Raw genomic sequence first — 24,837 nt, 5'->3', positions numbered from 1 at the left:
AAATTTAACGATTGCGTTTCAATAAAATTCTAACTGCGCCACCATTCCATTGTGCAGGATAAGTCGTCCCTAAGATCAAAGATTGTATTACGGGGCGATTTAACCAATAAGGGAGCTCTCTTTTAAGAATTCCACCCTCTTTATATCCTGTTCCGATCCCAGTAATAATTTCTACACACCGAATATTACTTCGCTGTGATCGAATCAAGAATTCTTCTAATACAAAAAAAGCGCGCTGTGCTGTATATCCATGCAAGTCCAAAATCTTTTCAGGTTGCATTTGACCTTTATGTAATTTCTTCCACGTATTTGTATCTAAACCTGCTTGTTTTTCCCCAATATTGATAAAAGATTTTTGTTCGGTTGGTTGTTCCTGTTTTTTCTTAAAAAGTTTATAATATTGAATAAAACTTTCTGTTTGAACCAGTCTCTGTGACCGCGATGAGTTTGCTAATAATTTCTTGTGATTATCAGGTCGTTCATCATAAGCGACCTTTAACACAGGCAACTCACGTTGTTTATCTTGACGGATCCCTTTGATCCGATTGGCAAAATTATCCCATAAAGATTGCTCTTCTTTATTTAATTGTCGTCCTCTTGCCAATTTACCAACCTTTAATGAAATGATTTAACCTACTATATATACAATAAAAAACCTTTCACCAGAAAACCAGTGAAAGGTCAAAAGATTCTCAATAATCTTTATTGATTATGGTGCCAGCTTATCGATAGATTGACCTTGATATTTACCCGTCAATGTTTTTAAGAAAGCAACAATATCACTAACCTCTTGATCTGATAATTTATGATAAGGAGTTTGATATTTCAACATTTTTTCCACAGCTTCTTGAAGCGTTTTAACGCTACCATCATGGAAATAAGGTCCCGTCAGCGCAATATTACGCAACAAAGGCACTTTAAATCTGTGTCTATCTGATTCTTGATGGGTAAAATTGAAACGGCCCATATCAGCATCCGTCGATTTATCGCCACGGTCTATGAAATAATCACTCTGTAGTCCAAGTTCTTCATAAGCTGCACCACCCAGGGCAACACCGTTATGACAACTTGCACAACCATTTTCTTTAAACAACTGATAACCACGTTTTTCTTGGGCATTAATCGCACCATCAACACCTTTTAGATACATATCAAAAGGACTGTCAGGCGTAATTAATGTTTTTTCATATGCACCAATGGCATCGGTGATGGTTTTTTTATCGATTGTTGGGCTGCCAAATACTTCTGTAAAGTCTTTTTCATAAGAAGGTTCTTGACGTAATTTCGTCGCAACATCTTCCCAAGTTTTTGATCCCATTTCTAATGGATTCATCACTGGACCGCCGGCTTGATCTTCTAGGTCAACCGCACGACCATCCCAGAACTGACTGTGATTAAAGACAGCGTTATAAACTGTTGGAACATTAATTGGACCTTTTTGTCCATAAATACCCGTAGCAGTTACCAATCCGTCAACACCACCTTTTTGGAGATCATGACAAGAAGCACAATTCGAAGTGTTATCACCAGATAATCTTTTTTCGAAAAATAGCTTTTTACCCAAGGCAACCATTTTTTGATCAACGGGCAAAGATTCTGGAATAGGCTGTACAGGTTCGCCAGCAAAGCGCTCTGCAACACCTTGGGTAGCATAGTATTTTTTACGTTCTTGTTGAACCCATTTAATGACATCATCACGTTGTTGTTCTGAAAGGCGAGAATGCCAATGCATCAACAAATATAGTGAAGGAGGCATTAAGTTACGTTGCATCACGAACTCTATTCGAGATAACGCAACCAATCCAACAGGTTTACCTTCTTCCAGAGCAGCAATCACTGGTTCCATACGGAAATTTTTAAGCCCTTTTAGACGGTCTTTTTCCATCAAACTGCTGGCAACAGGCAATTTAAAGTAAAAAGGCAATGCTACCTTTTCAGAGTGACAATAATCACAACGTGCTTCTGTTAACACATCAAAAGCAGCTATTGCCACAGCATCTTTACGCGAAGGAGAGTTTTCCGCCAATTTAGGGGCGGTTTTATGATCAAACCCATTCAAATACCAAACGGTTCCACCATATACCACTGCCCCAAGGACAATAATGGCTAAGATCAGTTTCTTCATAATCCGCTTTCTAACTAATATCTAAAACTTATTCATTTAAATAAATCAATTGGTCGGGATACTATCAAAAGCAATTGTAAAAACCTATTCATTTTATAACTTTGAACGACGTTCACCTTCTGAGTGTAACATTTTTACTCTCTCCTTGGCAATTTTGACATAGTTTTTATCAATATCAATACCTATTGCTCGCCCGCCCACTCTATGGGTTGCCAACAATGTTGTTCCCGTTCCCATAAAAGGATCAACCACCACTGGCTTTGAAACACCGTGTAATTTTAAACACATTTCAGGTAAGGCCTCTGGAAAGGTGCCAGGATGATTAAATTTCTCAGATCTTCTTCGAACTGTATTATAAGGAATAAACCAAACATCCCCTCGGCATCGCAGATCGTGACTATGGGCTCTACGCTTAATATTGGTCTTATCTTTATAAGGAACACCGACATTCAAACGTTGCAGAGGAACTTTGCCCGTTTTGGTCAGATGAAATAAATATTCGTGGTTACGATGCAAGAAACGATTACTGACCACAGGCTTGAAATGCCCATGACTATCATCACCAATCGAAATCGATTTGATCCATTCAATATGATTTTGTAAATAGAAATGTTGTCTAAGTCTGGTCATTAACTCAAACGGCAACCACGGGTACGAGGATGATCCTGCGATATTCAAGAAAAATGAACCATCTCTTTTCATGATCCTTTTGATCTCAATACAAATCGTTTCAAGCCAGTCTAAATATTCTATTTCTTCTTTTTTGTCCTTATAAGCACTATAAGCAATTCCAAGATTGTAAGGCGGAGAAGTGATAAATACATCAACGGACTCATCATCCATTTTTTGCAAAACAGATAAACAATCACCACGAACTAATGTATGGTTACCGACCTTAAAACTATAAGGTCGAGAAGTTTCCTCCTCGACCAAGATGTCATTTTTTTTATTTTTCTTAGGAGACACCCTAGATCCTTATCATTGGGCAGAAGGTTGCTGGGTCGTTGTGATAGGCAAAGATTGTTGTTCCGAACGACGCGGTAACAATATGAAAACTTTTCCTTCCTCGTTCATCAACCCAGCATACCATCCCGCTTGAGCCCCCCATCCCGTGAATAAATCAACTCGACTCATTCCCGTGACGCCCCCACCAACGTCTTGCGCAAAAACCATGCGCTTCCATGGATATCTAACCAAACTATCTGTCTGGTTTTGAGCGGGGCTTGGCATTGTCGTTTCAAGCCATAAAGGCACCCCTAGGGGAATCCATTGCTTATCAACAGCAACAGAACGTCCCGCAGTTAGTGGAGCGCCCAATGTTCCAATGGGTCCAGTATCATGATTTTGATCGGTTAAGCGGCGAAAGAAAACATAATTTTTATTTTGTTCCATTAAGGATACAGCTTGTTCAGGATGACTATGTAACCACGCCCTTACTGAAAACATATTGATTGATTGGGAATCCATTAACCCTTGGTCAATCATTAACCGACCTAATGCCGTATACGGTTGGCCATTTTTACCAGCATAGCCTAAACGCAAAATTTGACCGTCTGGTAATACAATTCTTCCTGATCCTTGGATCTGCATAAAGAACAAATCAATAGGACCTTTTACCCAAGCAATCTCTAGCCCTTTACCACTTAAAGCACCTTGATCGATTTGCGCACGGGTGTAATATGGCACAAACAAGCCACCCTGTATAAAGCCATATTCAATTTGACCATCTGTATTTTTTCTGGCGATCAAATCTCTAGGCTTCCCATAAACAGGCACTTTATAAACATCCGTGCGCACTGTTGACCCTTCAACATCGGGCTCATAATATCCCGTAACTTTGCCCGTCGTGCCATTGATCGTATATTGATATGGCTGTAACCATGTTTCAAAAAACTGTTTTGCTCGAGCAGGATCGGCAACATTCACAGCATTAGCGGCATTACAGGATTGCAACCAGTCTTGCGCTTGGCCACCAAACAAACCCTGAACACCCCCTAAATGTCTATTTGGGGGCAATTTCTCTAAATACTGACAGTTTTGACGAAATAGAGTCAGTAACTGACCGTAATTCTCTTTGTCCCAACCTGACAAATTCTGGTATGAAACAGGATAAAATTCAGAAAGATTTTCTTGAGTTTGAACACAAGCCGCAAGACCACCTGCCAATAAAATAGTAAAATAACGAAGAACAGACTTCATAATATCCCTATAAATACTTTCATAATGAAGATTATTTGCCACTGCGTGCGGATTTTAAACGCCAAGAAATTCCTTGGTTTCCAGTTCCTAATAAACGTTCAAATGTCCAAGAATCAATAAATTCAGTTATCGATTCTGTTCCTATGATAGGATTACTATTCTTGTCGAATGTACAATTGATTTGATTGGAAATAAACTGCACTTCGATGGTAGCGCGTTTAATAGATTCATCCTCTATCAATTGCACTTTGGTCAGTGTAATAGAATGAATAGATCTAATCTCAATAGTTAGTTTTTCTTGTAAATTTTTCCGTGCAATAATGGCCGATTCAAAAGCATGATAAGCATCAGGTACTAACGTTGACTTTAAAACGGCTAAATCCTCATTGGCAAAAGCAGTTAACACTTTACGAAAGACGACTTCGGAACCTTCAACAAATTTTTGAGTGACGAAAGAGGAATCCAGCTGTGAAATTCTGTTTAACATTTGTCCCGCTTCTGTATCGGGGGCAGGAATATTGATTTCCACCTTTGGTTTAACAGGCTCAACAGGTTTATCTTGATTATTATTGATAATCTGTGACCGATTAACAGCACTGTTGGAAGGGGACACAACCCGATCCTCTTTGTTAAAACCTGTCTTTTTCCCCAAAACACTACGCAAACGCAGAATTAAAAATCCTGCCAGCAAAGCAAAAATTACGATATCTATTGGAAAATTAGCCATCGAAAAACCCATTTTAAACCTGTTAACCTAATAAAATTCTTAATAAAAAAGAAATGTTAAACCATGATCTATACTACAATATATTTATATTTTGTCACATTACAAAAAATATTTACTTTAATTTTATCATTTTCAAAAATCATGATATAATTGCTTTAATAAACTATTTTTTGAACAAACGAATATTTAATTTAAAGGCTCATTATGTCTGATACAATGAATAATCTTTCTGATGCTCATTTAGAAGAAGCTCCGCCTCCTCTTCCATTAACACTAAATATACAATTTACAAAAGATTTATCTTTTGAGGTTCCTCATGGTGCATCTATTTTCGCAACATTAGAAGATGCCCCTCAAATCTCTGTTGCCATTGATGCCAATGCAAATCGTCTTAGTGAAGAAAATGTTTATGAAGTTAGCTTAACACTAAAAGTTGAAGCAACAGAATCTCCAAGAGAAGATCAAACACAACCCCGCATTGTATTTGTGACTGAGCTGGTTTATTGTGCCGTTGTTTCTTTGAATAATCCACCAGAAGAACTCATTGAACCTATTTTATTAGTAGAAGTTCCTCGTCTTATTTTTCCGTATGCACGGAATATTATCGGCGATGTAACCAGAGATGGTGGTTTCCCACCTGTTATTTTACAACCTATTGATTTTGTATCTTTATGGCAAAATAAACAAGCACAACAAGCTGCACAAACACAAACTGAAGCTGGTCACGCTTAATAAAAAAACTAGAAATGCTCTTTTAATAAACAGAGCATTTCTTCTGTATTGGGATGAGCGGCAATCTCAATAGAACGCCATGACATATGTTCTAAATATTTTTTTGCCTTAGGGCTTATTCCAATAGCTTGGATTGATTGAAAATAATGTTGCAACTCTGTTGGAACTAATTCAACAAAAAAACGAGCCGTTTCGGACGAGAAGAACAAGATACTATTAATAGCTTTTGCTTGTAATTGTGATGTAAATTCATCTGGCAATTTTAATATAGACTCAGTTTTATAAGCAGCGCGTTGGACGATATTAAATCCTGATTGTTGCACCAATTCAACCAATAATTGCCCTTGTTCCAAAGCCGAAGGAAAAAACAATTTTCCTTTATCTGGCGATAATTGCCTAGTGATTAATTCAGCCAAGGTAACAGCATCTTTCCCTGCACTGATGACATGAACAAACCCTGCTTGTTTAGCATCCTGTGCAGTAATATCACCCACGGTGAACGCTGGAATATGTTGAAAGGTAATGTGTTGTTTTATGAAGTGTTGTATCGTTGGAATGATCGCTTGACGGCTAGTAAAAATAATCGCCTGTAAACCGTCCATATCTGAATATTCAAAAGGCAATGAATGTATTGTCATTACAGGCATCAATAATGGTTGCCACCCTAATTGAGCAACTTTTTGAGCAGTTTCACTTAATCCAGGTTCAGGCCTTGTAATGACGAGATACGGTTTATTTTTTTTACTCATTAAAAATATCAGCAGGACTGTCTTTACGTAGTTCTTTTCCCAGTTCTCGCCCTAATAATTCTGCATCAGCAGGTAAACCACTGATTTCTTTCTTTAACAAGAAGGTGCCATCTTCGCTGGCAACCAAGCCTACTAAATGCAATTCAGGCTCTCCGCCTGCCACTACAGGCATTAATTGAGCATACCCACCAATCGGCGTGCGACAAGAACCATCTAATTCTGCCAACAAAGCACGCTCTGCGGTTGCAACCGCTTTTGCTTCTTTATCTTCAATCGCCGACAACATTTCCCTAAGCTCAACATCTGCCTCGCGCACAGTAACACCGACAATGCCTTGACCGGCTGCTGGCACCATGACCGAGGGGTCTAAGAGAACATCAATCCGATCTTCCATTCCCAAGCGTTGCAACCCTGCTGCAGCTAAGAAGGTTGCATCATATTTATTGGCCGCCACTTGATCTAAACGAGATTGCACATTGCCTCTAAGCAAAGCAATTTCTAAATCTGGACGAACGTGTAATAATTGAGCTTGCCTGCGAACCGAAGACGTCCCAATTTTGGCACCTTGGGGCAAGCAATCAAAAGGATAATCCGCGTCTACAGGGCGATATTTTGCATTTACAATCAATGCATCCCTTGCATCTTGACGTTTTAATGTGCAAGCCAATACCAATCCATCAGGTAGGGTCGTTTCCAAATCTTTTAAACTATGAACAGCAAAATCAATATTACCAGCGCTTAATTGTTCATGAATTTCTTTAGAAAATAATCCTTTACCACCGATATCGGCCAACCGTCGATCTTGGATTCTATCGCCAGAGGTTTTAATTTGAAATTCTTGAAACGCACCCAATTCACGTAATAATGGACAAAATTGCGTTAATCTTGTCAAGAAATTACGAGTCTGAACAAGTGCGAGTGGAGAGCCTCTTGTCCCTACCCTCAACGGCAGCCCCTTTCTTTTATAAGCATCATGATGATCCTGTAACCCTTTGTTCGACGCTTTTGCTGCAACTTCTTGCAAAGCAGAGTTAGAAGAAATATGTAATACTGTATCCGTGCTCATTGTAAGATAAACTTTATTCTTTGATCGTGACTAATAATTAACTAAAGAAATGCATTATGATGCCATCCATACACCAAAGTAAGATAAAAACAAATAAGAACCTGACAATTCTATCGATAGAATCATCATGTGACGACACAGCATGTGCTTTGGTGCAGTCTGATGGCACCGTGTTTGCCGAACAAATTTACTCTCAAAAAGAACATATTGAATTTGGCGGTGTTGTACCAGAAATTGCTGCTCGGGCTCATCTTTCTCATTTATCAACATTAGTGAAAAAGACCATAACGCAAGCACAAATTAACTGGTCAGAAATTGATGCGATCGCTGCAACATGCGGCCCTGGATTAATTGGCGGAGTCATCGTAGGCAGCAGCTTTGCCAAAGGATTAGCTTTGGCGCAAAATCTACCCTTCATTGGTATTAATCACATTGAAGCCCACGCCCTGACTGTTCGAATCCCGAATATTTCTTCTGTGCAAGTTCAATTTCCATATCTTTTGTTCTTAACCTCTGGTGGGCATTGCCAATGTATTCACGTAACGAATATCGGTGAATATCAACGCCTTGGTGGAACCATTGATGATGCTGCTGGTGAAGCATTTGATAAAGTTGCAAAAATGTTGGGGCTTTCTTGGCCTGGCGGGCCTGCCCTCGAAGCGTTAGCCAAAGAAGGTGATGAAAATGCGTTTTCATTACCACGTCCTTTATATGGCAGACCTGGTTGTGACTTCTCTTTTTCTGGTTTAAAAACTGCCGTAGCTAACTTGCTGACGGGTTATGAGAATACAGATACTTTGCCAAGGCAATTAGCCGCCGATATTGCAGCAAGTTTTCAAAAAGCCATCACAACTGCAATTATTAATCGTTTAGAAAATGCGATCAAAATGGTACCAGATACTACATTATTAGCCACCGCAGGTGGGGTTGCAGCCAATCAATATCTTAGAAAGCGTCTGCTTGCACTGGCAGAACAATATAAGTTACCATTTATTGCCCCGCCCATGAAATATTGTACAGATAACGCAGTTATGATTGGTTGGGCAGCCATTGAAATATTGCATCAAGCCTCCAATACCAATAAACTCATTGATGATATCTCACTATTACCGCGCCCTCGTTGGCCTTTATCTGAGATGTCAGAACGATTTAAACATTAAAGGATAAGTAATGCCCATAAATATTGCTGTAATTGGTGCTGGCGCTTGGGGAATTGCACTTTCCCTACAAATGGCCAGAACGGGTGCCAATGTTTATTTATGGAGCCGCAAAGAATTACCCAATCCAACCACGCATACTTTGTCGCGCCTTGATTGTGTTTCTATTCCTGAGACCATTACCGTCAGCAATCAATTCCCGACAAAGGCCGATATTGTATTTTTGGCAGTTCCATTACAATATATGCGTTCTATTTTGCCTTATATGCCACCCACTGCCCCGCTTATTGCGTGCTGCAAAGGTGTCGAAACAACCAGCCTGAAATTCCCTCTTGAAATACTTGAGGAAATTTATCCAAAGCGAGAGCATGGTGCTTTGTCAGGTCCTAATTTTGCCCACGAAGTCGCCAAAAGTTATCCTACCGCCAGTGTCATAGCTTCTAAAAATCCAAAACTCGCACAAGAACTAGCCAATAAACTATCGACTTCTACCTTTCGTCTTTATGCCAATACAGATCCTATTGGTGTGGAAATTGGTGGTGCCGCAAAAAATGTTTTTGCGATTGCAGCTGGCATAGCAATGGGCGCTGGGCTTGGCGAAAATGCCAGAGCATCGATTATTACCCGTGGAATCGCAGAGCTTTCACGGCTTAGTGCAGGGCTTGGTGGTGATCCCATGACCCTATCAGGACTGGCAGGTGTTGGGGATATGATTTTAACTTGCACAGGACAAGGATCAAGGAATTATTCCTTGGGCTTTGAACTGGGGCAAGGAAAAAAATTAAAAGATATACTGGCACAACGCACAACCGTTACAGAAGGCGTTACGACGGCACCAGCTATTCTTCAACGGGCAACACAACATCATGTTAATACACCGATTATCGAAGCCATTACCCATATTTTAAACGAAGAAATTACCATCCAAACTGCACAAAATATTTTAATGTCTAGACCTCTAGGCAATGAATAAAATCTATTTATACTAGACTGATTAACAATAATTGATTTACCAAGGAATCAAAATGCCTGAACAAACCGTTTATGATTTTAGCCTTCCCATACAATCAGGAAAAACGATTGATTTAAACGACTATCGTGGTAAGCCTTTGTTAATTGTAAACACCGCTTCCCACTGTAAATTCACACCACAATATGAGAGTTTGCAAGATTTGTGGATGTTATATCGCAAATGGGGATTAACGATTATTGGTATTCCATCAGCTGATTTCGGAAAACAAGAGTTTGAGAAAGATGAAGAAATTCAAGATTTTTGTAATAACCGCTACAATATTGGCTTTATTTTGGCCCAAAAAAGCCATGTAAAAGGGAAAAACGCCATTCCTTTGTTTAAATGGTTATCTAAACAAGGGGGATTTTTAGGGCAGCCAAGATGGAATTTTTATAAATATATTTTAAATCGTCAAGGAAAGTTATATAAATCCTTTTCCAGTATGACCAGTCCTTCCTCTAAACGTTTTATTAATGCGATTGAAAGAACTTGTTACGATTTTTAAAATAGAGTGATAAGCGACAAAATTACTCTGCTATATGCATTTTATTTTTTAGGATAAGAATGTTAAAAAATATTTTAACCGTAGGCAGCTGGACAATGATCAGCCGCCTACTCGGTTTGGTCAGAGACCAACTACTTGCTGCTTTTTTAGGGGCCGGCTCTCTGCAAGATGCATATCAAGTTGCTTTTCGCTTACCCAATATGTTTCGCAATCTTTTTGGTGAAGGTGCTTTTAACGCAGCATTTGTGCCTTTGTTTACCATGGCGCTCACCAATAAAAACCAGAAAGAAGCACAACGGTTTGCCAATGAATCCTTTAGCGTTTTAATTACAATTTTATTTATCATTACAATTTTAGCAGAAATCTTTATGCCTCAGATTGTAAGGATCATTGCCCCTGGTTTTACTGTTGATAAAACGCGTTATGATGAAGCGGTAGCTTTAAGCCGTATTACGTTTCCCTATATGATATTAATTTGCGCCGCAGCCTTGGTAGCTGGAGTTTTAAATAGTCTTCATCGTTTTGGTATTGCAGCCGCAGCTTATGTAAGCTTTAATATCGTTGGAATTGCAGCATTATTATGGTTAACCCCCTTTATGCCAAATGCAGCATGGGCTGCTGCGTGGGGGGTGACTTTGTCAGGATTTGTGCAGCTGGGCATTTTATTATTTGCAGCCAGAAACGCAGGGATGCGAATCAAATTATGCATTCCGAAATTAACCGAAGATATTCGGCACCTATTCCGAAAAATGGCTCCTGGTATTGTTGGAAGCGGTATCACACAGATTAATTTAACCATCAGCACAATTATTGCAACCTTATTACCCACTGGCAGCGTATCAGTCATGTATTTTGCGGATCGTATTAATCAGCTTCCTCTTGGGGTGCTGGGGGCAGCAGCTGGAACAACGCTTTTACCTATTTTAACAAAAGCATTGCAAAATAAAGATCCAAATGCAGCTTTTGATGCGCAAAACAAAGCAATCGATTATAGTCTGCTTTTAACGTTACCTGCTGCATTTGGATTATTTAGTATCGCTGTACCCGTCATTTCAACGCTTTTTGGTCATGGGGCATTTACTGTCAAAGATGTTTATGCTTCTGCTCTCTCTTTGCAAATGTATACCATCGGATTACCTGCCTTTGTGTTAATCAAAGTGTTATCACCAGGTTTCTTTGCCAGAGGCGATACATCGACCCCAGTTAAAATTGGCGTATTTACGATCTTTTTGAATCTAATTCTAAACCTTATTTTCATGAAACCCCTCACCTATATGGGACCGCCCCTTGCTAACAGTATGGCCGCTATCGTCAACGTGATTATACTGGCGGTGATATTGTATAAAAGAGAGGCTTTATCTGTACCCATTCCTTTGATAAAACGAATCGTAGCAATGACGGGGGCATCCTTAATGATGTGTTTCATTCTGATAGCAATAACACATCTATTTTTTATTAATTTACCAGAACAAAATATCTTATATCGTCTATTTTCGGTAATATTGTTAATTTCAATTGGTGGATTGCTATATGGTATGACATTGCATTTGTTCAAAGTCATTGACTTACGACAATTTTCAATTAGGCTTAAAAAGAAGATATTAAAATAATATTTCAATTGTATTAACAATCGACGACTGAACTAAACGAGTGAGAATGACAATCCCATCACCCGAGGGTGCCACCCCAGTAATGGCACAATGGTTTTCATTAAAAAACTGGTATCCCGATGCATTACTTTTTTTTCGCATGGGGGATTTTTTTGAGTTATTTTTTAAGGATGCTGAGGCTGCTGCCAATGCTCTTGATATTGCCTTAACCTCTCGGGGAAATCACGGGGGAAATCCTATTCCTATGTGTGGTGTACCTGTTGGAACAGCGCCTAATTATTTATCTCGTTTAATCAAAAAAGGGTTTAAGGTTGCAATTGCCGAGCAAACTGAAAGCCCCACCGATAGACCAAAGGGTCAAAAAGGCCCGTTATCGCGCGCCATTGTTCGACTTATAACACCTGGAACATTGACCGAAGATGAGTTGTTACATGCTGGTCAAGCAAATTATGTTTTATCCATTATTCCTCAATTAAAAAATAAAACATCCAAATTAGGGGTGGCATGGATTGATATCTCAACGGGTATTTTCGAAACGAGCTTTATTGATAAAATAAAATTAAACGATCTATTAGGACGTGTTAATCCTTCGGAAATTTTGTGCTCTAAAGACATTCTATTAAAAGACTATGAGAATATACGCACTGATCTTCGTGAAACACATACCCTTAAGACTGCCCAAAAGGAGCTTTCCGAGCTTTTTAACGTCAATACATTGGATGCTTTTGGTAATTTTAATGACGAAGAAATTATCGCTGGGTATGAGCTGGTTCATTATATACAAAAAACTCAAGCAGGAAAAATACCTCAACTTGCACGTCCTCAGTCCCAGCAATATGAGACGATTTTAGCCATTGATCCAGCAACACGAAATAGCTTGGATATTTTACAAAATAGTAATGGCGATCAAAAATTCACTCTTTTTTCAAGTGTTTCTCATACAATAACGGCTTCTGGAGCACGCATGCTGGCCAGTTGGCTTTCTGCTCCTTTGACCCAGATTGAGCTTATTCGTAAAAGACAAGAAGGCTGGAGTTATCTGCATCAAGATGCCACATTATTGACAGAATTACGCAAAGTGTTAAAAGGCGCCCCAGATATTGCACGGTCTCTCAGTCGATTATCATTGGGCAGAGGTCAGCCCAGAGACTTAGCCTCTATTCGGAATGGATTAGAAATTGGACGAAACATTGCCAATATTCTGACCTCCTTCAAAGAGGAAACAGGACGTAATTGTTCAATTATTCAAAATATATCCGAATATTTTTTATATGGTGAAGAACTATTACAAGCACTTCGTGCTGCATTAGAAGAAAATCCCCCTTTAAAACTTGAAGAAGGCTTTATCATCAAAGCTGGATATAATGATGAGCTAGATGCTTATCGTCGCCTGAGGGATAATAGTCGCCAAGTAATTGTTGGTTTACAAGAAGACTATAGAAGTAAATTTAATGTCAGCACGCTAAAGATCAAACATCACACACAGCTAGGTCATATTATAGAAGTTAGTGCGACTTCCGGCACAAAGCTCCGCGATCATCCTGATCTTATTCTACGGCAAGGAACAGCCAATCTTTCACGTTTTACAACTGTCGAGCTCAATGAGCTAAGTGAAAAAATATTAGAGGCCAATATCCTTGCTGCTGAAAAAGAAAGGCAACTTTTCTTGGAGCTAATCGAACAAGCATTACAAGAAAAAACATTGCCTTTGCTGGCCAAATCTATTGCGATGATCGATGTATTACAATCTTGTGCTGTTTTATATTCTAAACATAATTGGTGTATTCCAACACTTAGCGATGACACAGATTTCATATTAACCAATTGTCGTCATCCTATTGTAGAAGCCGCCATGCAACAAAAAGCAATTTTTACGCCGAATTCTTGTGATTTATCCCATAATAAAAAGATTATGCTTTTAACAGGACCAAATATGGCTGGGAAGTCAACATTTTTGAGACAAGTGGCTCTAAGCGTTATTCTTGCACAAGCGGGATTGCCAGTTCCAGCCAGCGAGGCAAAAATCGGTATCGTCGATCATCTATTTTCCCGAGTTGGGGCTTCTGATGATTTGGCACATGGTCGATCAACATTTATGGTTGAAATGACCGAAGCAGCCTCTATTCTAAATCAAGCTGGACCAAAGTCTTTGGTTGTCATTGATGAAATTGGTCGAGGTACCTCGACGTTGGACGGAATGGCAATTGCGTGGGCAATGCTGGAAACGTTACATAATACCATCCAATGTCGCACCATTTTCGCAACCCACTTTCATGAATTGGTAGAATCCACCCAACATCTACAATCATGCAAACCTTTTACCATGAAAGTCCAAGAATGGGAAAATAGCATCATCTTTCAATATGAAGTCATTCCCGGGGCCGCTGAACATAGTTGGGGTATCCATGTTGCACAACTTGCGGGGGTTCCCTTACCCACTTTGCAGCGAGCGCGACATCTATTAGCAAATTTAGAAAAGCAATATCGTAATCCGCAAATCACCCTGCCCTTACCTGCTCCGATTATTGAAGGGGTCAAAGACACATATTCATTGCCAAAAGAATACAAAGAAATCGAAAAAATTCTAAAAACGATCGATCCTGATGAATTAACACCAAATAAATCACTAAATATTCTTTATGAGCTAAAAAAGCTTATTGATAAATAAATATATCTGCTTAAATATTATTCATATCTATTTATTAATATTTTATTAATTTTGCTAACAGGTTTAAAAAAATTGAAGCACCCTGTCACTGATATATCTTCTGACCCTACTCAAGCAACCGAAATGTTTCGCGAACAAATACGCGTCGCATTTCGTGATAATCCAAATTTATCAAGAGATGAATTATTACAAATTTTTCGTCGCCACTTGGGTCGTATTCAAACGCAGGTTCGTACTAATTTTGAAAAAAATAGACTATCAGGGTTACAAGCCAGCACGCAACTGACCGCATATACAGATGGATTGATGGTTGTGTTATTCGACCTGATTTATCATCAATCTTTAAAATCTGATGATGACAAAAATAAAATTGCATTTGTAGCAACTGGTGGCTATGGTCGAAAATGCCTCGCCCCTTTCAGTGACCTTGATTTATTATTTATTACACCTGAAAATCCATCCAAAGAACTTTTAAAAACCATTGAACAACATTTATATTTTTTGTGGGATTTGGGGATAAAAATCGGTCATGCAATACGCTCTGTTACACAATGTTTAACTGCCGCAAAAGATGATGTAACAATTTTAACGGCTTTATTAGATGCCAGACTGTTAAGAGGAAATCAAAAGCTATTTGATTACTTTACAACCAATTTCGTCAATTTATGCGAAGAAATCGGTGGTGCACGTTATATTCTAGAGAAAAGTAAAGAGCGAGAAAATCGCCATAAAAAATTTGGTGAAACGCCCTATTTAGTCGAACCGAATATAAAAGAAGGTAAAGGGGGTTTACGAGATTTACAAACAATTTATTGGGAATATCGTTTCACCTTAGGATTTGATCAGTTCTTAGACTTTCTTACTCCAAAAAATTGTGAATTAGGTTTATTAACAGATCAAGAAATTCATCGTCTTAGTCGGGCTCACAACTTTATATGGACGGTCAGATTCCAGCTACACTATATTTCAGGCAGAGCAGAAGACCGCTTAACCTTTGATATGCAACCCGTTGTCGGTGGGCGTATAGGCTATACCAAGCATGGACAGCAAGTGGGTGTTGAACGTTTTATGCGTCATTATTTCCTAACCGCTAGAGAAGTCATGCGTCTAACTTACGTCATTGAATCTGCATTAACTTTATATACACAAAAAACAACATTGAATAAATTTGAACATGGCAAATTTATTCCACATACTGGATGCACTTTATTAGAAGGTAAAATACTACCAACAGCACATATTTCTTTTGAAAAAAACCCAATTGAAATGATGCGTTTGTTAAAACTGGCACAAACACAAAAACGCGCCATACACCCACTGGCTGTTCATCAACTAATTCGGTGGGAACGTAAAGCAGCTCAATTACGTGGAAATGCAGAGGCTTCTAACATATTTCTTGATTTATTATGTGATACACCAACGTTTTTATCCCCCAAAGCCCGATATAAGTTACTTCAAAAAAACGATCATCAAGAAGAAAAAAACACGATTATCTATCCCCCTCCAGAGGATCAATATAATACAAACTGGCTTCATATCTTAAATGAAACAGGTATATTGGGGCAGTTAATGCCAGAGTGGAGACGTATGGTGGGGCAAATGCAATTTGACTCCTATCATATCTTTACGGTCGATCAACATAGTATCGAAGCCGCCAAATTGCTAGCAATGCTTGAAGCTGGGTATTACCAAGATGATTTGCAATTTGCTCATAAATTACTACAAGGAATTCAATCAAAAAGAGCTTTATACATGGCGACTTTACTACATGATATGGGTAAAGGTCGAGGTGGAGATCATTCCGAAGTTGGTTCTGAAATGGCTTTGTCCATTTGTTCTCGCCTTAATATGACTGCAGAAGAAACTGATACAGTATCTTGGTTAATTCTTCATCATTTGTTATTGAGCCATACTGCTTTTCAAAGAGATATTGATGATCCCAAAACAATTTTGGATTTGGTTGATACCATTCAATCTCCTGAACGGTTACGATTGCTCTTTTTGTTAACGATTTCTGATATGCGTGCAGTTAATAAGAAAGTTTGGAATGCTTGGAAAGCCACCTTGTTAACTGAGCTTTATAATCGTGTTGCAGAAGTTTTAGAAGGCAGTCTCGCTACACAAGAGCGAGATACACGCGTTTATCGCGTTAAAAATAATTTGACCAAGCAATTTTCAATTATCAATATTCCCAATACTGATGTCGATTTTTTTATGCATTTAGGCTATGCAAGCTATTGGTTATCTTTTGATGAAAATACACATATACGTCATGCTCAGATGATTATAGAAGCACATCATAAGCAGGCTCCATTGACCATACGCACCTATCCTTTACCTGATCGTGGCGTAACCGAAGTCACAGTTTATGCAGCAGATCACCCTGGTTTATTTTCAAAAATCTCAGGTGCATTGGCTGTAGCTGGTGCCTCCATTGTCGATGCACGTATTCATACGTTAACCAACGGTATGGTACTGGATACATTTTGGATACAAGATGCCGCACAAGATGTTTTTGATGATCCTCTTCGTCTTGAACGAACGGTTGAACTGATTACCTCTGCTTTGGCTGGCGCTATTGATATCGAACAACGCCTACAAGATTGTAATCGTAACATGTTATATGGTCGTCGCATGCGTGCTATTCATGTGCCTCCAAGAGTGGTCATCGATAATCAAGCCTCTAATGGTTTCACAGTCATAGAAGTGAATGGACGCGATCGCATCGGATTATTGTATGATGTGACAAAAACGATTAGAAAACAAAAACTACAGATTAGTTCTGCACATATCACCACCTACGGTATTAGAGCCGTTGATGTTTTCTATGTCAAAGACGTTTTTGGATTGAAAATACAGGATAAGAAGCGCTTATCTATCATTCGCGAAGCCATTTTAAAAGTGTTGGAAGAAATAGAAGAAAATATTACGGGTATTCAACCCAATAGTACAGCTTCTATTATTCAAATGGAGATTGCACCACCGAAAGAAGAACTTTAAAACGATAAAGATTTTATCGTATCTTAATTAATGCAGCCTTTACCTCCTCTATCAAGTTATTCCATGCTTGAACTGGAGGTAAGGGCTGTTTTTGTTGATATACTCGTAATGTTGGATACCATGAACTATATCCTTTTTCATTCTGATACGCTGGATACCAACGCCAATCCCCACCATAGCGATTTAATAACCATACAGGCTTACCCAATATTCCAGCCAAATGCGCAATAACAGTATCAACAGTAATGACTAAATCCAGTTGTTGAATAAACTGAGCCGTTTTTAACAAATCTCCGTGAGGTACAATACCAGTAAACCCTTTTGGCAAATCTGATTTTTTAAGTCCCTTTTGTAATGCGTAGAACTCTATATTGGGAATATTAAGTAAAGAAGTTAAATCTGATAGGGGTATCGAACGTAACAAATCAAAATGATTACCACGATTTCCCATCCAACAAAGTCCAATTTTAAGATGGTCAGCGAGAGGTTCTGTTTGGCAATTTTCCAAATACAATTGATATTGGGGAATCTTTTGAGTTTGAAGAAGATAAGGCAAGCTCATCAACATGACTTGATGGGTAATATTCTCTGGTACAACACTATTTTTTTCAATAACAATACATGAATGTTCTGATTTACAAAGACTTATAGCAATCTCTAACAAACGCACCAATTCTTTTGGGACTTCTATGACGATAGAATATTGCTGCAAAAGCATGGGTAGATACCGAATAAATTGCAGCGTATCGCCCAAGCCTTGCTCTGCTCGAACTAATATTGTTTCAGCATGCGCTTTGCCGTTCCATACTGGAATCTTATCAATATCAACAACATGATTTAATAAATAATGGCGAGCCTCCATATGCTGCCATCCCTCGATAAATTTTCCTTTAGCCAACAAAACCATCGATAAATTATATTCTATTTTATGATATTCTTCTGCGGTTACAGAATTGGAGGCATTTGGTTCTAACAGACGGTGATAAAGTTCTTCCGCCTCGTCTAATTCACGTAACTCAAAAAGAACAGTGCCAAGATTTAATCCGATACGAGGATCTGTTGGGGCTTTTTCATAGACATCTTGTAGTAACACTTTGGCTTCTAACAAAAAACCAAGCCCCATTTGTACCAACCCTAAATTAACTTGGGTTTCTATGATTTCAGGCTCACGTTCAAATGCATACAATAAATAATCTTTAGCTTCTTTCAGGCGATTAAGTTGAAACAAAACAGCGCCTAAATTTGCATAAGCAGAAATAATATTAGAATTTAAACGAACTATTTTACGAAAGACACGTTCCGCATCGCCTAACAATCCCATCTGATTTAAAAGCACACCGAGCTCATGTAAGAATTCTATTTTATCTTGATTATTTTTAACGGCATCTTTGGCAATATTTAACGCTTGATCAAACGCTTCCCCTTGGTAATAAAATTGAACCAACGCTCTCCAATATGTCAGTGATGAAGGTTGTAACTCTATCGCTTTGCGAAAAGCGATTTCTGCTTGTTGTTTATTCCCCATTGCTTCTTGAATCAAAGCCAGAGCGTGATAAGCCCTGGAATCATAAGGGTTTATTAAGATTGAACTTTTTAACGCTGCCTCTCCCTCTACGTGATGTCCTTGTTCATATAACGAAAGTCCTAATGGTATATAATAATGAGAACATGATTTACTTTCGATGGCCTGTCCTGCCAAGCCTATGGCAAGCGCATGATTGCCAACAGCCCTGGCAACGCAAGCACGGCCATATAAAGCATCTGCAAAATTAGGTTCTTTTGTTAATATATCGTAAAAAATTATATCCGCTTCTTGGATCTTTCCTTCGGATAATAAAGATAATCCGCGGCTAATTTTTTGATCGTAAAACATGTAAAATAACCCAAATCATTTCATAAACTACTTTTAAATATTCAAAATACTATACAAAAGCTTTGTATAAACTCAAAATAATGAATTCTAAAAAGCTTATTCTGTTTAAAAATATCAGCTTTTATCTATGATATTCCCTATCATCTTTTAAAAAATTGCCTTATAAATAAATTATATGTTTATATCAGGAATAGAATTTCGGTTATGATTTTATTAAACTCTTTTACCCGTTCTGTATCTCTTGCCTTGGCACTGACAATGGTTGCACCGCCTTTAGCCTATGCAAAACAAAAGTTGGATCAACCTGCGCTTTTGTCATCTGATGCGCTCAAACAAGTCGCCTCAGTTAATGGATATTTACCAGATTACATCGTTGTGGATGATAAAGAACGATTAATTGCTGAATTCCCACGATTAACCGATGAAACAGGATTTTCTCTTGCAATTGTAAAGTCCGATAACACCTTAATTCCGTATCCAAATAAAGAATGGAATACAATTAATACGCAAGATACAAGCAAGAATTTTATTGGGTTAACAGGCATGACCTTAACCCCTAATGGAATTTTATGGGTATTAGATAGTGGCATTCCAAAAGTCGGCTCTGCGCCGATCAAAAATGCTGCAAAAATTGTCAAAATCGATACAAAAACAGATCAAGTTCTTCAAACCTATCCTATCCCTGATACGGCATTCAAAGAAAAAACCGCTTTAAATGCAATCGCTGTTTACGATCATTATGTCTATATTGCCGATAATGGTAATCCAGCGATTATTGTATTCGATACCAATACAGGCAAAGCCAGACGTTTATTAGAGAATTCACCAAGCCTTTATTCAAGGTTAGAAGTTATCGCTAATAACAATATCATCAAACCTAATCTTGATAAATCATCTCATTTTAATGTTAATCAACTAGCAATTTCTCCAGATGGAAAACGCTTATATTATCAAGCAGTCAGTGGTCCATTATATCGTATCGATACGATGTACCTCAAAGACGCTACCTATTCCCCTGCTGAGTTAAATGAAGCGATGATGATTTGGTTCAAAACGCCATCCTCTGGTGGGATTGTATGTGGGCCTGATGGTACCATATATATTGATGATATTGCCACGAACAGCGTTTATCGTTTTACCACTGGCCGTATTTTAAATAAATTAATTACCGACCCAAGATTAAAATGGCCAGCCCATCCATTTGTGACTAAAAACAATGTATTATATATCCCAACAATACAACTCGATCAGACGAAACTGTTGAATAAACAAGACCATTCAACCGTACAATGGCCTTTACAAATATACAGTTTAACCCCACCTGCACTACAAAATAAATAAATATTTAATGATCATAATTTATTAGGTTTACAATGCGTTACGTTTCTACCAGAGGGCAAGCCCCCGTTTTAAATTTCTCTAATACGCTTCTTGCTGGCCTTGCCCAAGATGGAGGGTTATATATCCCTGAAACTTGGCCTCAGATTTCTGCGGATGAATTGCGTAAAATGAGAGGTCTTAGCTATCCTGAATTAGCAGCAAAGATCGTTCATCTGTTCACCGGCAATGAAATCCCAGAAGCGGTTTTATTGGATCTTTGTCATAAATCCTATGCAGGTTTTAATCACAAAGCAATTGTGCCTTTGATCCAGCTTGACCATAATCTTTTTGTCCAGGAATTATTTCATGGCCCTACGCTTGCGTTTAAAGATATGGCAATGCAATTGCTTGGTCATTTATTTGATTATGTTTTGAGCCAAAGAGGCGAAAAAATCACTATTGTAGGCGCAACTTCTGGTGATACGGGTTCAGCTGCAATTGAGGCTTTTAAAGGCAGCACCAATTTAACAGTTACGATCTTACATCCTTATGGCAGAACCTCTGAGGTTCAACGCCGTCAGATGACCACTGTTTTGGAACCAAACATCAATAATATTGCCGTTGAAGGCTCTTTTGATGACTGCCAAGACTTGGTCAAAGCGATGTTTGCCGATGCGCCTTTCCGTGAAGAAATGCAGCTATCTGCGGTGAACTCTATTAACTGGGGTCGTATTGCTGCCCAAGTGCCTTATTATGTTTATGCAGCTCTACTTTTGGGCGCACCTGATCGGGAAGTATCCTTTACCGTTCCAACGGGCAATTTTGGAAATATCTTAGCTGCTTGGACGGCACGTAAAATCGGTGTGCCAATTAATCTTCTTTGTGTAGGCTCTAATCACAATGATATTTTAACACGCTTTTTGTTGAATAACGATATGAGCATTCAAGGTGTTCGTCCAAGCCTATCTCCTTCAATGGATATTCAAATTTCTTCTAATTTTGAGCGTCTCTTGTTTGAATTGCTAGACCGCGACGCCGATCAGTGTCGTCAAATTATGCAAGATTTCCGTCAAAACAATAAAATGGATATTCCAGCCACTATTTGGAACAAAGCAACCACAAACTTTAAAGGCATGGCACTAAGCGATCAAGAAACCGAAAAAGTTATTCAACAATATTACAAAGAATCCGCTTATCTAGCCGACCCTCATACGGCTATTGGCATTGCAACAGCGCAAAAATATCGCAATAAAGATATTCCAATGGTCACCGTTGCCACGGCGCATCCTGCGAAATTCCCAGATGCAATTAAACAAGCAACGGGCATTACGCCAGCACTGCCTTTGGCATTAGCAGATTTGTATGATCGCAAGGAAAATTATCAAATTTTACCTGCCGATTTAAAGAAAATCGAAGATTCTGTTCGTGCCACTGCACGTAAAAACAATTTTTAATATTACTTCTAGGATAAATATGAACCAAGCTATTAAGATCACACGCCTACCCTCTGGAATGTTAGTCGTAACGGAAAAAATGGATCGTGTTGAAACGATTTCACTTGGTGCGTATGTCAATGTTGGAACACGTTATGAGACTGCCGAAGAAAATGGGATTTCCCATTTTCTAGAGCATATGGCGTTCAAAGGAACAACAACACGCTCTGCACTAGATATTGCCGAAGCGGTCGAAAATGTCGGTGGTCATATTAACGCCTATACTGCACGTGAAATCACAGCCTATTATATTAAATTATTAAAAGATGACTATGAACTGGGGATTGATATCCTCGGCGATATTCTGACCCACAGCACATTTGATCCAACAGAGTTGGAAAGAGAACGTGGCGTTATCATCCAAGAAATTGGTCAAGCCAATGATACGCCTGACGATATCGTTTTTGATTATTTCCAAGAAACGGCTTATCCCAACCAACCGATGGGTCGTCCAACTTTGGGAACCGAAGCATTAATTCGCACCATGCAACGGGATACTCTGCAAGCCTATATGAAGCGACATTATAATACGAATAACACCATCTTTGCAGCGGCTGGGAATTTGGATCACGATAAAATTGTAAAGCTCGTCGAACATTATTTTAAAGATCTCCCTCAAACACCAACGCAATCCGTAGTCCCTGCGAATTATCAAGGTGGAGAGTTCCGTAAAGAAAAAGAGCTTGACCAAGCCCATATTTTGTTAGGGTTTCCTTCGGTTAATTACAATCATCCTCAATATTACGCAGCAATTTTATTATCGATTATTTTGGGTGGTGGCATGTCTTCTCGCCTATTCCAAGAAGTGCGCGAAAAACATGGGCTGGTTTATTCCGTCTATGCCTACAACACTGCGCATCAAGATGATGGATTATTTGGTCTTTATGCTGGCACAGGTGAAGAACAAACTAAAGAACTCATGCCTATTTTAATTCAAGAACTTAAGAAAATTCAAAAATTGATTAAGCCTGAAGAATTAAACCGCACCAAAGCTCAATTAAAATCTTCTTTATTGATGTCAATGGAAAGCACAGCCAGCCGTTGTGAACAAATTGCGCGTCATTTACAAATTTATGACCGTATTATTCCCCCTCAAGAAATGGTTGATCGCATTGATGCTGTGACTATTGAAGATATTTACCAAATTGCTGAGCATATTTTTCATGGCAAACCAACATTAACCACATTAGGCCCTATTCGCCATGTGCCATCATTAGCAGAGATTACCGAAAGCCTAAACTCATGACACAAAATCAAAATTTTATCAAAGATTTGATCCATCAAGCAAAAAAAGCAGGCGCAAGCTCTGCGGATGCGGTCATGTTAGCTTCGACCTCTGTTGGTGTGCAGGTTAGAAATGGTCAACCCGAAGAATTAGAACGTTCTGAAACAAAAACTGTTGGGCTACGGGTCTTTATTGATAAACGTTCAGCAACGATTTCTACGACGGATTTACACAAAGACAATATTGAAAAATTGGTTGAACAGGCCATTTCGATGGCGAAAATTTTACCTGAAGATCCGTTTTCTGGTTTGCCTGAACCATCATCTAAACCTTGTATTGATCCCAAAGAACTTGACCTCTATGACGCCTCTGAACGTTCTACGCAAGAAATGCTTGAACAAGCCAAACAGACAGAAGCAGCAGCCCTAGAAGTACAAGGCGTCACCAATAGTATGGGTGGCAGCTGTGGTTATGGTAAAACTGAGATGATTCTGGCCAACAGTCATGATTTCTTTGGCACTTATGCACGAACCTCGCATTCTCTGTCAGCATGCGTATTAGCTGGAACAGGCACCGAGATGCAACGTGATTACGATTATCATTCGACCGTGCACTTAAACGACTTAGAAAATGCAAAAGTGATTGGTCGCAGTGCTGGTGAAAAAGCTGTAGCAAAATTAAATCCTACAAAGCCAAAAACCGGGATTTTACCAATCATCTTTGATCCAAGAGTAGCCAATTCTATTTTGGGTCATCTAGCAGGTGCTTTAAATGGCTATGCGATCGCCAGAGGAACTTCATTCCTTAAAAATGATATGGGTAATTTGATTTTCCCTGAAAACATCACAATTATCGATCAGCCTTATCTCGTGAAAGGCTTGGCGTCTCGTCCGTTTGATGTCGAAGGCTTATATCCAGAAGAGCTTAAACTGGTAGACCAAGGTAAGATTGCCAATTGGTTGCTAGACAGTCGCACTGCCAGTCAATTAGGGTTAGTCAGCAATGGTCATGCAACCAGAGGGCCATCATCCCCTCCTTCGCCAACAACAACGAATTTATACATGAAAGCTGGGACTCAAACGCCCATTAAGTTAATGGCAGATATCAAAGAGGGTATCTATATCACCGAGATGATTGGATCCTCAGTCAATATGGTAACAGGGGATTACAGCCGCGGGGCAAGTGGGTTTATGATCCGTGATGGGCAACTTGCTGAACCCGTAATGGAATTTACCCTGGCATCGACCCTAAGAGAAATGTTTTCACAATTACATGTCGCTAATGATTTGAAATTCCGTTATAATACTAACAGCCCTACATTACGTATTGATGCAATGAGTGTCGCGGGCAATTAACATATGTTAACCGAAATGGAT

The 24,837-nt window shown here is 38.9% G+C and carries 19 protein-coding genes; 11 read left to right on the top strand and 8 right to left on the bottom strand.

The genetic code is table 11. From position 1 onward, the window contains the following. Positions 1-4: 4 nt before the first annotated feature. From PQG52_RS07290 to PQG52_RS07270, 5 genes are all read right to left on the bottom strand, one after another. Positions 5-604, bottom strand: coding sequence for a Smr/MutS family protein (locus PQG52_RS07290; RefSeq protein WP_271828770.1), 600 nt, complete (start codon positions 602-604; stop codon positions 5-7). Between the two features lie 105 nt (positions 605-709). Then, the gene (locus PQG52_RS07285) at positions 710-2,125 is read right to left on the bottom strand and encodes a cytochrome c peroxidase (protein ID WP_271828768.1); all 1,416 of its coding nucleotides are present in this window, start codon (positions 2,123-2,125) and stop codon (positions 710-712) included. 93 nt (positions 2,126-2,218) lie between these two features. Further along, positions 2,219-3,091 carry a DNA-methyltransferase gene (locus tag PQG52_RS07280; protein ID WP_408869542.1) on the bottom strand — a complete coding sequence of 291 codons (873 nt, stop codon included), beginning with the start codon at positions 3,089-3,091 and terminating at the stop codon, positions 2,219-2,221. Positions 3,092-3,103: 12 nt separating this feature from the next. After that, positions 3,104-4,324 (bottom strand): murein transglycosylase A, encoded by a 1,221-nt coding sequence (mltA, locus tag PQG52_RS07275; RefSeq protein ID WP_271828767.1) that lies wholly within the window; start codon positions 4,322-4,324, stop codon positions 3,104-3,106. A 31-nt stretch (positions 4,325-4,355) separates the two neighbouring features. Next, positions 4,356-5,051, bottom strand: a complete 696-nt coding sequence (locus tag PQG52_RS07270) for a Tim44/TimA family putative adaptor protein (RefSeq protein WP_271828766.1) — start codon at positions 5,049-5,051, stop codon at positions 4,356-4,358. Between the two features lie 204 nt (positions 5,052-5,255). On the opposite strand from PQG52_RS07270, the gene secB reads away from it, so the two are divergent. After that, a complete protein-coding gene (gene secB, locus PQG52_RS07265) occupies positions 5,256-5,783 on the top strand; it encodes a protein-export chaperone SecB (RefSeq protein WP_271788500.1) in 528 nt (175 codons plus the stop codon). 8 nt (positions 5,784-5,791) lie between these two features. Here secB and PQG52_RS07260 read toward each other — a convergent pair whose 3' ends face one another. Then, positions 5,792-6,532 carry a uroporphyrinogen-III synthase gene (locus PQG52_RS07260; RefSeq protein ID WP_271828765.1) on the bottom strand — a complete coding sequence of 247 codons (741 nt, stop codon included), beginning with the start codon at positions 6,530-6,532 and terminating at the stop codon, positions 5,792-5,794. Next, positions 6,525-7,598 (bottom strand): hydroxymethylbilane synthase, encoded by a 1,074-nt coding sequence (hemC, locus tag PQG52_RS07255; RefSeq protein ID WP_271828764.1) that lies wholly within the window; start codon positions 7,596-7,598, stop codon positions 6,525-6,527. Before hemC ends, PQG52_RS07260 begins: the two co-directional genes overlap by 8 nt. Positions 7,599-7,654: 56 nt before the next feature. On the opposite strand from hemC, the gene tsaD reads away from it, so the two are divergent. The 6 genes from tsaD (at position 7,655) to PQG52_RS07225 (ending at position 17,550) form a co-directional block, all read left to right on the top strand. Then, complete coding sequence (gene tsaD, locus PQG52_RS07250) at positions 7,655-8,758, top strand: tRNA (adenosine(37)-N6)-threonylcarbamoyltransferase complex transferase subunit TsaD (RefSeq protein WP_271828762.1); 1,104 nt, start codon at positions 7,655-7,657, stop codon at positions 8,756-8,758. 10 nt (positions 8,759-8,768) lie between these two features. After that, a complete protein-coding gene (locus tag PQG52_RS07245; RefSeq protein ID WP_271828761.1) occupies positions 8,769-9,728 on the top strand; it encodes an NAD(P)H-dependent glycerol-3-phosphate dehydrogenase in 960 nt (319 codons plus the stop codon). Between the two features lie 52 nt (positions 9,729-9,780). Beyond that, positions 9,781-10,272 carry a glutathione peroxidase gene (locus tag PQG52_RS07240; protein WP_271828760.1) on the top strand — a complete coding sequence of 164 codons (492 nt, stop codon included), beginning with the start codon at positions 9,781-9,783 and terminating at the stop codon, positions 10,270-10,272. Positions 10,273-10,331: 59 nt separating this feature from the next. Next, entirely contained in the window at positions 10,332-11,882 is a 1,551-nt protein-coding gene (murJ, locus tag PQG52_RS07235; protein WP_271828759.1) for a murein biosynthesis integral membrane protein MurJ, read from the top strand. A 46-nt stretch (positions 11,883-11,928) separates the two neighbouring features. Next, on the top strand, positions 11,929-14,550 hold the full coding sequence (gene mutS, locus PQG52_RS07230; protein WP_271828757.1) for a DNA mismatch repair protein MutS: 2,622 nt from the start codon (positions 11,929-11,931) through the stop codon (positions 14,548-14,550). Between the two features lie 72 nt (positions 14,551-14,622). Continuing rightward, entirely contained in the window at positions 14,623-17,550 is a 2,928-nt protein-coding gene (locus PQG52_RS07225) for a [protein-PII] uridylyltransferase (protein WP_271828756.1), read from the top strand. Positions 17,551-17,563: 13 nt separating this feature from the next. On the opposite strand, the gene PQG52_RS07220 is transcribed toward PQG52_RS07225, so the two are convergent. Further along, positions 17,564-19,423 carry a tetratricopeptide repeat protein gene (locus PQG52_RS07220; RefSeq protein WP_271828755.1) on the bottom strand — a complete coding sequence of 620 codons (1,860 nt, stop codon included), beginning with the start codon at positions 19,421-19,423 and terminating at the stop codon, positions 17,564-17,566. A gap of 204 nt (positions 19,424-19,627) precedes the next feature. Between PQG52_RS07220 and PQG52_RS07215 the strand changes: the two genes are divergently transcribed. From PQG52_RS07215 to PQG52_RS07200, 4 genes are read left to right on the top strand one after another with little or no spacing between them, the layout of a single operon-like run. Beyond that, positions 19,628-20,764 (top strand): L-dopachrome tautomerase-related protein, encoded by a 1,137-nt coding sequence (locus PQG52_RS07215; RefSeq protein ID WP_271828754.1) that lies wholly within the window; start codon positions 19,628-19,630, stop codon positions 20,762-20,764. A 32-nt stretch (positions 20,765-20,796) separates the two neighbouring features. Further along, positions 20,797-22,197, top strand: a complete 1,401-nt coding sequence (gene thrC, locus PQG52_RS07210) for a threonine synthase (protein WP_271828753.1) — start codon at positions 20,797-20,799, stop codon at positions 22,195-22,197. A 19-nt stretch (positions 22,198-22,216) separates the two neighbouring features. Beyond that, a complete protein-coding gene (locus tag PQG52_RS07205) occupies positions 22,217-23,482 on the top strand; it encodes a M16 family metallopeptidase (RefSeq protein ID WP_271828752.1) in 1,266 nt (421 codons plus the stop codon). After that, positions 23,479-24,816, top strand: coding sequence for a TldD/PmbA family protein (locus PQG52_RS07200; protein ID WP_271828751.1), 1,338 nt, complete (start codon positions 23,479-23,481; stop codon positions 24,814-24,816). Before PQG52_RS07205 ends, PQG52_RS07200 begins: the two co-directional genes overlap by 4 nt. The last annotated feature ends 21 nt before the right edge of the window (positions 24,817-24,837 follow it).

Origin of the sequence: Commensalibacter communis, from assembly GCF_947179105.1 — a bacterium.
Taxonomy (GTDB): domain Bacteria; phylum Pseudomonadota; class Alphaproteobacteria; order Acetobacterales; family Acetobacteraceae; genus Commensalibacter; species Commensalibacter communis.
This window is presented reverse-complemented; position numbering and strand designations above follow the sequence as displayed.

Bases quoted from the DNA above. Each gene is read 5' to 3' on its own strand.
- PQG52_RS07285 (WP_271828768.1), bottom strand. From the start codon at position 2,125: ATGAAGAAACTGATCTTAGCCATTATTGTCCTTGGGGCAGTGGTATAT.
- mltA (WP_271828767.1), bottom strand. From the start codon at position 4,324: ATGAAGTCTGTTCTTCGTTATTTTACTATTTTATTGGCAGGTGGTCTT.
- PQG52_RS07270 (WP_271828766.1), bottom strand. From the start codon at position 5,051: ATGGCTAATTTTCCAATAGATATCGTAATTTTTGCTTTGCTGGCAGGA.
- secB (WP_271788500.1), top strand. From the start codon at position 5,256: ATGTCTGATACAATGAATAATCTTTCTGATGCTCATTTAGAAGAAGCT.
- PQG52_RS07260 (WP_271828765.1), bottom strand. From the start codon at position 6,532: ATGAGTAAAAAAAATAAACCGTATCTCGTCATTACAAGGCCTGAACCT.
- hemC (WP_271828764.1), bottom strand. From the start codon at position 7,598: ATGAGCACGGATACAGTATTACATATTTCTTCTAACTCTGCTTTGCAA.
- tsaD (WP_271828762.1), top strand. From the start codon at position 7,655: ATGATGCCATCCATACACCAAAGTAAGATAAAAACAAATAAGAACCTG.
- PQG52_RS07245 (WP_271828761.1), top strand. From the start codon at position 8,769: ATGCCCATAAATATTGCTGTAATTGGTGCTGGCGCTTGGGGAATTGCA.
- PQG52_RS07240 (WP_271828760.1), top strand. From the start codon at position 9,781: ATGCCTGAACAAACCGTTTATGATTTTAGCCTTCCCATACAATCAGGA.
- murJ (WP_271828759.1), top strand. From the start codon at position 10,332: ATGTTAAAAAATATTTTAACCGTAGGCAGCTGGACAATGATCAGCCGC.
- mutS (WP_271828757.1), top strand. From the start codon at position 11,929: ATGACAATCCCATCACCCGAGGGTGCCACCCCAGTAATGGCACAATGG.
- PQG52_RS07220 (WP_271828755.1), bottom strand. From the start codon at position 19,423: ATGTTTTACGATCAAAAAATTAGCCGCGGATTATCTTTATTATCCGAA.
- PQG52_RS07215 (WP_271828754.1), top strand. From the start codon at position 19,628: ATGATTTTATTAAACTCTTTTACCCGTTCTGTATCTCTTGCCTTGGCA.
- thrC (WP_271828753.1), top strand. From the start codon at position 20,797: ATGCGTTACGTTTCTACCAGAGGGCAAGCCCCCGTTTTAAATTTCTCT.
- PQG52_RS07205 (WP_271828752.1), top strand. From the start codon at position 22,217: ATGAACCAAGCTATTAAGATCACACGCCTACCCTCTGGAATGTTAGTC.
- PQG52_RS07200 (WP_271828751.1), top strand. From the start codon at position 23,479: ATGACACAAAATCAAAATTTTATCAAAGATTTGATCCATCAAGCAAAA.